The organism is Xanthobacter sediminis (genome assembly GCF_043195015.1).
Lineage (GTDB): Bacteria > Pseudomonadota > Alphaproteobacteria > Rhizobiales > Xanthobacteraceae > Xanthobacter.
Genome location: NZ_JBAFWH010000060.1, coordinates 1 through 452 on the forward strand (window position 1 = coordinate 1; position 452 = coordinate 452).

Annotated in this window: 1 pseudogene; it reads right to left on the minus strand. The window is 63.5% G+C overall.

The features are described from left to right. Positions 1–452 (minus strand): annotated as a pseudogene (locus V5F61_RS21195) (hypothetical protein); the annotation flags it as partial.

A 452-nucleotide genomic window follows, 5' to 3' on the forward strand; every position in this document is an offset into this window, starting at 1 on the left:
GCCGGTCCCGGTGTAGGTCAGCCGTTCGACGTTGGCGAAGCTGGCGATGCTGGTGACAGAATAGGAGGATTGCACCTCGTCGTCCCCGTCGCCGGCTGCCTCGGTGATGGTGACGCTCTGGCTTCCGACGATGTAGATGTCGTTTCCGGCTCCACCCCGCAGGGTATGCCCAGCAGAGGTGGTCGACGACAGGGTGTCGGCATAGGCCGAGCCGACGACGACCTCGATATTCGTGTAGGTATCGCCTTCCGCATCGCCACCCGAACCGACACCGCTCGTCAAGTTGACGTTCACCGCGGAGGCGGACCCGGAATAGTCGATCGTGTCGGTCCCTCCGCCGCCGTTGAAGGCCTGGGCAGTGGCGTCGCTGATGAAGGTGTCGGCATAATTGCTGCCGACGAAGCCCTCGATGCTGGAGAAGGTGTCACCGGCGGCATCACCGGTATGAACGC